10 protein-coding genes and 2 pseudogenes are annotated in these 12172 nt (G+C 59.7%); 11 read left to right on the forward strand and 1 reads right to left on the reverse strand.

All coding sequences use genetic code 11. The features are described 5' to 3' along the window. Positions 1-313: 313 nt before the first annotated feature. From E0W60_RS33085 to E0W60_RS38255, 9 genes and pseudogenes are all read left to right on the forward strand, one after another. Positions 314-2647 (forward strand): heavy metal translocating P-type ATPase, encoded by a 2334-nt coding sequence (locus E0W60_RS33085; RefSeq protein ID WP_240746048.1) that lies wholly within the window; start codon positions 314-316, stop codon positions 2645-2647. Continuing rightward, positions 2644-2865 carry a hypothetical protein gene (locus tag E0W60_RS33090; protein ID WP_135706994.1) on the forward strand — a complete coding sequence of 74 codons (222 nt, stop codon included), beginning with the start codon at positions 2644-2646 and terminating at the stop codon, positions 2863-2865. Before E0W60_RS33085 ends, E0W60_RS33090 begins: the two co-directional genes overlap by 4 nt. 55 nt (positions 2866-2920) lie before the next feature. After that, entirely contained in the window at positions 2921-3181 is a 261-nt protein-coding gene (locus tag E0W60_RS33095; RefSeq protein ID WP_135706995.1) for a DUF2933 domain-containing protein, read from the forward strand. A 64-nt stretch (positions 3182-3245) separates the two neighbouring features. After that, positions 3246-3419: pseudogene (locus E0W60_RS37865) on the forward strand (methyltransferase family protein); the annotation flags it as partial. A 36-nt stretch (positions 3420-3455) separates the two neighbouring features. Next, positions 3456-3722 (forward strand): DUF5676 family membrane protein, encoded by a 267-nt coding sequence (locus tag E0W60_RS33105; RefSeq protein WP_133092849.1) that lies wholly within the window; start codon positions 3456-3458, stop codon positions 3720-3722. A gap of 119 nt (positions 3723-3841) precedes the next feature. Beyond that, positions 3842-5779 (forward strand): ATP-dependent zinc metalloprotease FtsH, encoded by a 1938-nt coding sequence (gene ftsH / locus E0W60_RS33110; RefSeq protein WP_135706996.1) that lies wholly within the window; start codon positions 3842-3844, stop codon positions 5777-5779. Continuing rightward, the gene (gene ppk2, locus E0W60_RS33115) at positions 5760-6563 is read left to right on the forward strand and encodes a polyphosphate kinase 2 (RefSeq protein WP_431189924.1); all 804 of its coding nucleotides are present in this window, start codon (positions 5760-5762) and stop codon (positions 6561-6563) included. The genes ftsH and ppk2 overlap by 20 nt, the downstream gene beginning before the upstream one ends. A 41-nt stretch (positions 6564-6604) precedes the next feature. Beyond that, positions 6605-9013 (forward strand): heavy metal translocating P-type ATPase, encoded by a 2409-nt coding sequence (locus E0W60_RS33120; RefSeq protein ID WP_135706997.1) that lies wholly within the window; start codon positions 6605-6607, stop codon positions 9011-9013. Between the two features lie 7 nt (positions 9014-9020). Beyond that, positions 9021-9107, forward strand: a pseudogene (locus E0W60_RS38255) (DUF3141 domain-containing protein); the annotation flags it as partial. A 371-nt stretch (positions 9108-9478) separates the two neighbouring features. On the opposite strand, the gene E0W60_RS33130 reads toward E0W60_RS38255, so the two are convergent. After that, positions 9479-10009 carry a hypothetical protein gene (locus E0W60_RS33130; protein ID WP_135706998.1) on the reverse strand — a complete coding sequence of 177 codons (531 nt, stop codon included), beginning with the start codon at positions 10007-10009 and terminating at the stop codon, positions 9479-9481. A gap of 580 nt (positions 10010-10589) precedes the next feature. Between E0W60_RS33130 and E0W60_RS33135 the strand changes: the two genes are divergently transcribed. Both E0W60_RS33135 and E0W60_RS33140 read left to right on the forward strand, forming a co-directional pair. Further along, positions 10590-11354, forward strand: coding sequence for a GntR family transcriptional regulator (locus E0W60_RS33135; RefSeq protein WP_135706999.1), 765 nt, complete (start codon positions 10590-10592; stop codon positions 11352-11354). Between the two features lie 11 nt (positions 11355-11365). Then, entirely contained in the window at positions 11366-12172 is an 807-nt protein-coding gene (locus tag E0W60_RS33140; protein WP_135707000.1) for a transporter substrate-binding domain-containing protein, read from the forward strand.

A 12172-nucleotide genomic window follows, 5' to 3' on the forward strand; every position in this document is an offset into this window, starting at 1 on the left:
GGCCTTCTCGCCTGCCGGTATCCATACACTAAGGCACCATTTTCGAGCATCGCCATCGTTCGCGAAGGCGCGGGCAATTCGCATTCCTTGATTGACATCAATAAGCAAGTTCCCCGAAGGACGAGACTATTAAGGCAAATCCTGCCTTGCAGCCGCCAATCGCCCCCAGGAGGATGGCATGTCGACCAGGTCCGCTACCCCTACAACCCCTACAGTTGGAGAAGAATCCACCGTTACGGGTGGGCGCGCGCCCCAACCGACAAGTCGCCTGGAAGCTGCTCGCCAGCAATACGTGCGCGACCCTGTTTGTGGCATGGAAGTTTCTCCCGGGGAAGCGGCCGCTAGTGTGGAGGCCGACCACAAGCGCTATTGGTTCTGCTCCCGCCGCTGCCACCAGGCGTTCCTCGCCAACCCGGCCCAATACATTCCTCCGCCGTCAGCCGAGGATACCCCGGCGGGCGCTAGCATTTCGCCGCCCGCCACGGCCACCATCCCACCCGGCACCGGCGGTGCCAAGCAACTCGCAAAGGACCCCATCTGCGGGATGATGGTCGACAAGGCCACAGCCCTGTCCACCGAACGCGGCAATCGCAAGTACTATTTCTGCAGCGAAAGCTGTCTGCGGACTTTCGAGTCGCCAGAGAGCGAACTGAAAGCCATGAAGACGCGCGTGACGATTGCCCTTACGGGTGTCCTCGCGCTGGCGGTGCTGCGGGCAGGTGCCTTCCTGGCGTTGGCGGCAGGCGCGACCTTGCTCACCTGGGCGCCCATTCCGGGCTTGCCCTGGCTCACATGGGGGATGTGGCTGTTCCTGCTCGTCACGCCCGTGCAGTTCATTGGCGGCTGGAGCTTCTACAAGGGTGCGTGGAACGCCATCAGAACACGCAATATCAACATGGACTTCCTCATTGCCCTGGGGACGTCCGTGGCGTATTTCTATAGCGTAGTGGTGCTGTTCTTCCCCTCCTGGCTGCCGGTGAAGGTCGCAGAGCGGGATGTCTATTTTGAAGTCTCGGCGGTGATTATCGCCTTCGTGCTGCTGGGCAAGTACATGGAGGAAATCATCAAGAAGAAGTCCTCCGCCGCCGTTCGACGCCTGCTCGACTTACGTCCCGCCGTCGCGCATGTACTGCGTGATGGGAAAGAAGTGGAAATTCCGGCGGAGAGTATCATGGTGGGCGAAGCGGTCATCGTACGCCCGGGTGAAAAGATTCCGACGGACGGCAAGGTCGTTGAGGGCGAGTCCAGCGTCGATGAGTCCATGCTGACCGGCGAGTCGATGCCTGTGGAGAAAAAGCCTGGCGCCGCAGTCATTGGCGGCACGCTCAACCGCAGCGGCGCCTTCACTCTCCAAGCCACGAAAATCGGAGCCGATACCGCGCTCGCACAGATTATCAAGATGGTCGAGGACGCCCAGGCCAGCACCGCGCAGATTCAACGGCTGGCCGACCAGGTCACCGGCTACTTCGTGCCGGCGGTTGTGTCCATTGCCCTGCTGGCCCTGGTGGGGTGGACCGTGGCGGGCCATTTCCCGCACGGGCTGCTTGCGTTTGTGGCCGTCCTGATTATCTCTTGCCCATGCGCACTCGGTGTGGCGACGCCTGCCGCACTGATGGTTGGCGTGGGCAAGGGGGCCGACAACGGCATCCTGATACGCGGTGGTGAAGTGCTGGAGCGCGCCGAGAAGCTGACGGCGGTGGTCTTTGACAAGACCGGTACGATTACGCGCGGAGAGCCGACCGTCACCGATGTCATCTCGTTCTCGAATCACGAGGAATCAACCCTGTTGACCCTTGCGGCAGCCGTCGAAAGTGGGTCTGAGCATCCTCTGGGCGAAGCCATCGTGCGTGCGGCAGAACATCGCGGCCTTGCCATTCCCAAGGCCACCGCCATTACTGCCCTGTCTGGCATGGGCATTCGGGGACAAGTCGAAGGCCAACAGGCCTGGCTCGGGAATCGGCGTCTGTTTGGGAGCCAGGGAATTCCAACTGGTAACGCTGAGTCGGTGCTTCAAAGGCTCGAGGCAGACGGGAAGACCGCCATGCTGGTCGGTGCCGGTAATACGCTGCTTGGTGTAGTCGCAGTGGCCGACACGGTGAAGCCTGAGGCAGCCGAGGCTGTCGCAGCCCTGAAGGCTCGCAACACCAAGGTCGTGCTGCTAAGTGGAGACAACCGTCGGACGGCGGAGGCCATTGGCCGGCAGGTTGGCATCGACCACGTGATTGCCGAAGTCATGCCGGAAGACAAGGTCGAGACCATTCAGACACTGCAGAAACAGGGCGAAGTCGTGGCGATGGTAGGTGACGGTGTGAACGACGCCCCCGCCCTTGCGGCAGCCGACATCGGCATTGCAATCGGCTCTGGCTCGGACGTCGCCAAGGAGACGGGAAGCATCATCCTCATTCGCGACGACGTTCGTGACGTCGTGGCGTCCATCCAACTGTCGCGCGCCACGATGCGCAAAATTAAGCAGAACCTCTTCTGGGCGTTCATCTACAACACTATTGGCATCCCGGTCGCAGCCTTCGGACTGTTGAACCCCATTATTGCGGCGGCAGCCATGGCGCTGTCCTCATTGAGCGTCGTGGCCAACTCCGCGCTGCTTAAGCGTGTGAGGCTCGGCCAGGCCAGTACGGAGGCAGCATGAAGCACGCCGTCGCATGGGTATGCGCCGTCATTGCGACGCTGCTAGCCTTTGCTGTTTTGTATCGGTTTGGCATTTCAATACTCACCGTTCTGCTCGCAATCCTTTTGCTTTCCTGCCCAATCGTCGTGGTGTGGGTTAGCTGGCGGCTTTCCCGTCAGTGCGAGCGCGATATTCAGCAGGCCGTGGAGCGTGAGCGTAAGGCCCGAGGCAGTCATTGATGTCCACGGCTACTGCTAAGAGACAATCCGGGGCTTTTCTTCGTTGGAGGACGGTATGAATCACGACCACAGGAGTCACGAGCACCCGGAGGATCCAGAGCGAAAGATTTCCCGCTCCAAGCTTGTCACGATTGGCTTTCTGTTGGTGATTGGCTACTTCCTCTGGACGGAGCACCGGGCCCACGTCATTCAGTTCCTGCCGTTCCTGCTCCTGGCGGCATGTCCGTTGATGCATCTCTTCATGCATCACGGCCATGGCCACGGTCACGGAGGGCACGAGGACTCCAGTGACACAGGCAAAAAGGGAGAGCGATGATGGAGCACAACGCGCAAAGCGGCTACGGCCTTTGGTCGCTGGTGTTATTGACTCGGCGGTCTTTCTCACGTTGGTGATGTTCCCCATCCTGGCCTGGATGTACGTTCGCCTTGCTAAGGCAGAGGAGCAGGACGCACTGGCGGAATTCGGGCAGGAATATGAGGAATACCGCCGAAAAACGCCAGCGTTCATCCCGCATATCCCGGGAGGCGATGCCCCCCGGACTCGCCCTCGTTGAATGCAGTCGTTTTCTTCCCCACACGTGGAGGCTGCCATGAAACCCTTCAAAACTGGTGTGACGCTATCTGCGACAGTCGTGCTGTTCTATGCCTTATGCACGTTGGTCTGGCTGGCACTCCCTGAGTCTTTCATGAACTTCATGAACGTGCTCTTTCACGGACTCGATTTCCGACGCCTGCAGACTGGCGAACAGTTGTCCTGGTGGTCCGTCATCTACCCGGCCTTTGTGTTTGCAGTGTGGTTCTTTGCTGCCGGTGCATTCTTTGCATGGTTGCACAACAGCCTACGCGGAGAGAAATGACCCTGGGACGCAGGCTCTATGACTGCAAGGTCTAGCACCACGTCCCAACCGGCGGCCGGCTGCAAACAGAAGCGACCGCCGATTCTTCTTGCTCTTACCCGACATGTTGAAAGGCCCTCATGGAACCGCGTCAACAATTTTCCCTTTGGTACATACTCGCGGCGGTCACGGCGATACTCGTCCTTCAGAGCTTCTTCACTCCTTCTCACGTCCAAACGCTGCCGTACAGTGACTTCAAGGTCCTATTGAAGGCCGGCAAGCTCAAGAACGTCACCCTCGGGGAAGGCATCATCACGGGAACGCTTAACACCGATGGCGTTGAGAGTCTGCTTCCCAAGCAACAGGTCGACGAGATGCTGCAGCAGGGGAAAGGAGACCACGCCTTCTCGACAGTCCGCGTCAACGACCCCGTTCTGGTGCAAGAGCTCGAAACTGCAAAAGTTCGCTTTGTCGGGCAGGCCGATAACAAATGGATTGGCATGCTGCTGTCCTGGGTGGTCCCTGCATTGCTCTTCTTTGCCGTCTGGAGCTTCCTCATCAAGCGGGTAGGCGGAGCCGCCAGCGGCATGATGGAGATTGGCAAGAGCAAGGCCAAGGTCTACATGCAAAAAGAAACCGGCGTGACGTTTGCTGACGTCGCCGGCATCGACGAGGCTAAGGAAGAGCTCGCCGAAATCGTCAACTTCCTGAAGGACCCGCAGCGCTACCGGCGCCTGGGCGGCAAGATTCCCAAAGGCGTGTTGCTTCTCGGTGCGCCGGGAACTGGCAAGACGCTGCTGGCGAAGGCTGTCGCTGGCGAGGCTGGCGTTCCATTCTTCAGCATGAGTGGCTCGGAGTTCGTTGAGATGTTTGTAGGTGTTGGGGCTGCGCGCGTTCGCGACCTCTTCAACCAGGCCGAGACTAAGGCGCCTTGCATCATCTTTATTGACGAACTCGATGCGCTCGGCAAGACCCGTGCGCTCAACGCGATGTCCGGAAACGACGAACGCGAACAGACACTGAATCAGTTGCTGGTCCAGATGGACGGCTTTGATACCAACAAAGGCGTCATCATCATGGCCGCGACCAACCGCCCGGAGATTCTCGACCCTGCGCTACTTCGCCCGGGCCGATTTGACCGTCACATCGCTCTGGACCGCCCGGACCTGAAGGGCCGGGAGCAAATCCTGAAGGTGCATAGCAAAAATGTCACACTGGCACCGGGGGTGGAGCTGACCAAGCTAGCTGCCAGAACCCCGGGATTCGCGGGAGCTGACCTTGCCAATCTCGTCAATGAGGCCGCCCTGCTGGCGGCACGCAAGGGCAAGGACGCGGTCGACATGGCCGACTTCGACGAGGCGTTAGACCGCATCATTGGCGGCCTGGAAAAAAAGAATCGCGTGATGAATGCGCAGGAAAAGGAAACCATCGCCTACCACGAGGCAGGTCACGCCATCGTGGCGGAGTTGCGGCCCCGTGCCGACCGGGTATCGAAGGTTTCCATCATTCCACGTGGCGTGGCCGCGCTCGGCTATACCCAGCAGACACCCACAGAGGACCGCTATCTGCTAAAGCAGAGTGAACTGCTTGAGCGGCTCGATGTGCTGCTCGGCGGGCGCATGGCCGAGCAACTTGTCTTCGGCGACGTTTCGACAGGCGCACAGAATGACCTGCAACGCGCAACAGACATGGCTCGCCGGATGATTACGCAGTTCGGCATGAGCGAGCAGCTCGGTCTTGCCACGTACGAGGACTTGCCGAACCCACTCCTTAATGGGGCAGGACTGATGCCTCGGGAACGCAAGGAATACAGCGAGAATACCGCGCAAATCATTGACGCGGAAGTCCGGAAGATTCTGGGTGACGCAAGCCAGCGGGTGAAGCAGACACTGCTGGCACACCGGCACAAGCTGGACGCGCTGGCAAAGCTGCTGCTCGAACAGGAGGTTGTCGACCGACCTGCCCTGGAGCTGCTCCTCTCCGAGAAAGTTACCCCGCTCACGCCTGGGAAGCCCCACCCAGCCAAGCCCGATGGGCACGATTCGCGGAAGGTGAACCATGAAAATGAAGGCAAGTAGGAAGAGCGTTACGTCCGAGGTAAGCGCCATCTCCCATGAGGACTATGAGGAGAATCTCCACCTGCTTCAAATCGAACTGGTCAAGCTACAGAAGCACTTCATTTCCTGCAGCGACCGGATTCTGGTGATATTTGAAGGCAGGGACGCCGCTGGGAAGGACGGCACCATCAAGCGCATTGTCGAACATCTCAGCCCGCGTGAAACCCGCGTCGTCGCGCTTGGAAAGCCTTCTGACCGTGACCGAGGCTCATGGTACTTCCGGCGCTATACGGCCGAACTCCCGGCCGCCGGCGAGTTCACGCTTTTCAATCGGAGTTGGTACAACCGAGCGGGCGTGGAACGCGTGATGGGCTTCTGCACCGACGCCGAGGTTGAGGAGTTCATGGCAAGCGTCCCAGAGTTCGAAGGGATGCTTGTGCGCTCAGGGATTCGTCTTATCAAGTACTACCTGGACATCAGCAAGGGCGAACAGAAAAAGCGCATCGAAGAGCGCCGCCGAGACCCGCTAAAGCAGTGGAAAGTCAGCCCCATTGACGAGCAGGCGGTGTCACTTTGGAAGAAGTACAGCAAGGCTCGCAACGAGATTTTTGCTCGGACCAGCGACATCGTGCCATGGAATGTGGTACGCGCCGACGACAAGCGGGTCGCGCGCCTCAGCGTCATCAAGGATTTGCTGACGCGCCTGCACTATGCGGACAAGGACGATGAGCTGATTCGCCCTAATCCGGAAGTTGTGTTTCCTTATGCTGAGGAACATCTGCTGAGCGGGGCGATTGCGAAGTAAAGGTAGCTCGGCAAGACCTGCGAACTGCGAGGATGGGTGAGATGAAGACCAGCATCATTGAAGTTGGAGGCCTGCTTTCCGTTCTTAGCGCTCACGGGGTGGAGAAGCGCCTCACCAGATTGCCCGGTGTCGTCAAGGCAGCGGTCAACTGTGTCTCGGGCAGCACGACTGTCGAGTACGACGACGCTGTAACTAGCCTAAGTGAAATCAAGGCAAGGCTGGATGAGTGCGGCCATCATTGCCATGGCGAACTGGTGCCACGGCACATTTGCATCCCGGAAGACCCACCAGCAGTTTCGACCGGAGTTGATAGCGGGCAAGCGAGTACAGCAGCCCGGCTGGCAGCGCTCGGCAGACACGAGGACCATTCCCACGCAGCGAAAGCGCAGGCCCACGCGACACATGGCCAGATGGCCCATGACATGGGACACGGCGCCGGCATGGACATGGCGGCGATGGTTCGCGACATGCGAAACCGCTTCTGGATTTGCCTGGTGTTCACGATTCCCATCTTTCTCTACGCGCCGATGGGAATGCAAATTCCCATGCCGGCTCCGCCGTTCGGTCTGGGCATGAACCAGTGGCTGTTCTTGTTAGCGAGCGCGGCCATCCTATATCCCAGTTGGCCCTTCTTCGTATCCGCGTGGCGCTCCCTCCAGGACGGCACGCTCAACATGGCCACGCTGGTTGTCCTCTCTGTCGGTACGGGCTATCTGTTCAGCGTCGGAGCAACCTTCTTCTTTCCTGGAGAGCAGTTTTACGAGGCGTCGGCCGTGTTGCTGGTATTCATCCTGCTGGGACACTGGCTGGAGATGCGCGCTCGCGCTGGCGCGTCAGACGCGATTCGCTCGCTGATGAACCTGGCTCCGCCCAAGGCGATGGTACTGCGTGATGGCCGCGAGGTGGAAATACCAACTGCCGACGTCAAGCTGGGTGACATCGTCATCATCCGTCCTGGCAACAAGATTCCCGCTGATGGCGAGGTCACCGATGGCAGTTCCCAAGTAGACGAATCGATGCTGACTGGCGAGTCGCTTCCCGTGAGGAAGGGGCCGGGAGACAGTATCATCGGCGCGACAATCAACAAGAGTGGCAGCTTTCACTATCGGGCGACCAAGGTTGGAAGTGACAGCGCACTGGCGCAAATCGTCAAGCTGGTGCAAGAGGCTCAGAACTCGAAAGCGCCAGCGCAATTGCTCGCGGACCGCGCATCCCAGTGGTTGGTGCTTGCCGCCCTGGGGATTGGCATCCTCACATTCGTCAGTTGGTATTGGTGGTTGGGCCAGCCCCTGCTGTTCGCCTTGACGCTCACCATTACCGTCTTCGTGATTGCCTGTCCCGATGCGCTTGGACTCGCGACTCCGATGGCGGTGATGGTTGGTACAGGCCTCGGCGCGATGAACGGGATTTTGTTCAAGAACGCTTCGGCTTTGGAGGAAGCCACCAAGTTGAATGTCGTCGTGTTCGACAAGACGGGCACCCTGACCATGGGGGAACCTGAAGTCGTGGAGATTTTCGCTCCGCAGGGCGTGAGCGAAGACGCGATGCTTGGTCTTGCCGCCGCCGTCGAGCAGGCTTCAGAACACCCACTGGCCCAAGCCATCCTCAAACGCGCTGGGGCATTGACGAGGCCAAGCGCCACCGGCTTTACAAATATCGACGGTATGGGAGCCCAAGCGGATGTCGACGGGAGGCCGGCGCTGCTTGGTAATCGCAAGCTGATGGCATCACAACGCGTGGATATGACCGGCCTGACGGAGAAGGCCGACATGATGCAAGGCGCGGGGCGAACGGTCATTCATGTTGCACACGGTGGCAAACTGATTGGCCTGATTGCCATCGCCGACGCCCCCCGACCGACTTCGGCAGCGGCAGTCAAGAAGCTGCGAGAGCGAGGCGTGCAGGTGGCGATGCTGACCGGGGACAACAAGGCCACGGCGGAACGTATCGCTGTAGGCCTGGGAATCGAGCTGGTCCTCGCAGACGTGTTGCCTGGGCAAAAAGCCGAAAAGGTCAAAGAACTGCAGGCACAAGGCAATAAGGTTGGCATGGTAGGCGACGGCATCAACGACGCGCCTGCGCTGACGCAGGCGGACGTAGGCTTTGCCATTGGCGCCGGCACGGATGTGGCGATGGAAAGCGCTGACATTGTGCTGATGAAGAGTGACCCGTTTGACGTGGTGGGGGCAATTGAGTTGTCGCGTGCCACCCTGCGAAAGATGCACCAGAATCTCTGGTGGGCGGTAGCCTACAACCTGGTGGCGTTCCCCTTGGCAGCCGGTCTGCTCTACCCCTTCACCTTAAGTCCTGAGATTGCAGCGCTATCCATGTCGGGTAGCTCCGCCTTGGTGGCAATTAACGCTCTGTTACTCAAGCGCACGAAGCTACCCGGCATACGCGCCCCATCGCCGCCCGTATCGGACAGCGTGGCCGCGCCCATTGCCGGCTGACTTTCTGCCATGGGTTATTGTCATTGACCCGCGAGCTGATCACGGACCTGGCATCGGAGGCTTCAAGCGTGATTCCGAAGTCGGCATGGCGCTCTGTATCCGCGAGCGTGGCGCGCCACGAACATCGTGCCATCTTGCAAAGCCTAGAGGCGATAGAGGCATTGCGACGTTTACGCCTGGTCCGAGCGATTCCAGCCATGGCTATCACTCGTAGCAGGCATTGCCAACGACGTCAGGACCGCTCGGGAAGAAGGCACAGCAGACAACATGTGGCGTTCTTTCGAACAGGCCGTAAGCATCGCCATGGCGGCTACAAAGCAAGCCAATCCGCGCATCTCAACGAGCTTCAGCGAGCTACTGGCGCCAGCCATCAGAGGGGAATGTACACCGAATGTCGCGCGCAGCTTCGGGTGGAGCATGAGGCCCACTGCAAGTTGATTGGCAAGGCGGTGGAGTGGCAGCAAGTTACTTGCTCATCATGCCAGGGCCCATCCCAGACCCCATGCCGCCGCCCATCATGCCTTTGTTGTCCATCATCATCTGCATCATTTCCTGCATGAAGGCCATGTGCTGGCCCATCATGTCCTGACACATCTGCATTTGGGCAGGCGCTGCGCTGCCCTTACCCTTGGGCGCAGGCATCCCGCCTGCGCCGGCCATTCCCATTCCCATCATGTCCTTGTGCATAATGGCCGCGGCGTCTTGCATAACCTTGTTGCGTTCGGCCATCAGTGCCTGGACCTCTTCTGGTGATTTGGCCCGCGACAGCCGCTCACGGATTGCGCGCAAATGTGCAATCTGAGCGTCGAGGTCAGTATTTCCCTTGGCTTGGGGCGCTACAGGCGGTGCAACTGCTGGTGCCGCTTTCTTAGGCGGGTCCGCAGGGTGGTGCTGCTCATGCTGAGCCTCCGTCGACGGTGAAGCCGAGAAGGCGACAGGCGCCCACACGAGGGTGGCGGATGCCAAGAGTATGGGAACGTGGCGAAGGTGGACCATGGGAAGGCTCCTCATATCTAAGGAAGACAATCTAATATGGACCATATGCCGCGTGTATGCCACCAAGTTGATAAGAATCAACAGAACTCCCGAATTTCGACCTCCGGGTGCGGGCTTTCTCTCCAGTAACCAGCGAGCCCGGGAGTCATAAAGGGTCATCCAAATGGCCAACGCCGGCTTAAAAGTGACCCACTTTCCCAAGAATCGCCAAAGTAAAATTGCCCCCCGGCCTACAGCAGTTCGGCTGCTAGTTCTCGCCTGCAAATTTGCACGGCGTGGGCATGATGCAGCAATCAGTCGGGCATCGCTGTCATCAGCGTCTTGTCATCGTCGAGAAATCAAAGCCTTTGGGCAATGTGATCGGTCTTACACAGCTGTGCATGGCTCGCACGAACCATGTACCTCAACAATCAAGACGCGAGCAGCCTCATTAAGCCCCGCATCGCGCACCATCGCAGCGCGACATGCCCCGTTTCGGGGAGTCGCTCAGCGCAGTTGCCACTGTCGATAGCGTTCCCGCCCCTTTTTGGCGACAAATCTTGCATACAAGTATGGCATACCACTTGCTCATGTGGTTGCCGTGAACGCAACGACCGAAAACTCCCCTGCTGACATCGCCAATCGCATCACCGAGGCAATGCTTGGCCAGAAGCTGCTCCCCGGCTCCCGCCTGGGCGAGCAGGAACTTGCCACATTGTTCGGCGTGAGCCGCACGCTGGTGCGTGAAGCATTGTCGCGGCTGGCGGCGCGGGGCATGGTAACCGTCAGCGCGCGACGCGGCTGGTTTCTGGTGGAACCCGGCACTGACGACATCCGCTCAGCGTTCGACGCCCGCCGCATTATCGAAACCGGGTTGCTACGTGAAGTCAGCCCGGATCGGCCGGCGCATGCGCAGGCCATTCATTCGCTCAAAGTTCATATCGCACGCGAAAAGGCCGCGCTCCAAGGCGACGACGCCAGCATGCGCAGTTTCCTGCTGGGCGATTTTCACGTTTGCCTGTGCGCATCATTGGGGTATGGCCTGTTAGTGGATACGCTGCGCGACCTGACCGCGCGCACGACACTGGTCGCCAGTCGAAATCAGTCCGCAGCCGATGCTGGTCGCTCGTGCCGCCAGCACGAAGGTATCGTCAACGCGCTTGGGGAAGGCGATGGCGTGTTAGCCGCGCGCCTGATGGCCGAACACCTTAGCGCAGTGCATACGAGTCTTGATGCCGTTGGCCCCGCCGACCCGCTCTCACACCTTCGCCAGGCGCTGGCACCGGTAAGTCCGGCACGCGTTCCGCATTCCGCATCACCCGCCGCGGAGATTTTCGCGGATCAACCATTCCCATCCCGAACCTGAGGAAACACGCGATGTTCCATGCCCTGTCCAAATCCAAGTTGTCCCGCCGCGGCCTGATGTGTGCACTGCTGGCCGGCTTATATGCGGCCGTGCTGCCGGCGCAGGCCGACACACTCGCCGATGTCACCAAGGCCGGCGTACTGCGCGTGGCCGTGCCACAGGATTTCCCGCCGTTTGGCTCGGTAGGGGCCGATATGGCTCCTCAGGGCCTCGATATCGACGTGGCAGCGCTGATGGCCAAAAAGATGGGTGTAAAGCTGCAGTTGGTACCAGTGACCAGCACCAACCGAGTGCCGTATCTGCAGACGCGCAAGGTAGACCTGGTGATCTCGAGCATGGGCAAGAATCCCGAGCGCGAAAAGGTGCTCGACTTCTCCGATGCCTATGCGCCGTTCTTCAATGGCGTGTTCGGGCCGGCGGATCTTGCCGTAAAAAGCGCGGCCGATCTGGCGGGCAAGACTGTTGGCGTCACGCGCGGTGCCGTGGAAGACCTGGAACTGAGCAAGATCGCTCCGGCCAGCGCGAACATCAAGCGCTATGAAGACAACAACGCCACGATCTCGGCCTTTCTGTCGGGGCAGGTGCAACTGATTGCCACCGGCAACGTGGTGGCCTCGACGCTGATCGCCAAGCATCCGCCCAAGGCGCCCGAAACCAAGTTCCTGATCAAGAATTCGCCGTGCTTCATCGGAATGAACAAGGGTGAGAAGGCGCTGCAGGACAAGGTCAACGCCATCCTGGCCGAAGCCAAGAAGGACGGCTCACTGAACACGCTGTCGATCAAGTGGCTGCTGCGTCCGCTGCCGGCGCAGCTCTGA

It is taken from the genome of Cupriavidus oxalaticus (genome assembly GCF_004768545.1).
GTDB lineage: Bacteria > Pseudomonadota > Gammaproteobacteria > Burkholderiales > Burkholderiaceae > Cupriavidus > Cupriavidus oxalaticus_A.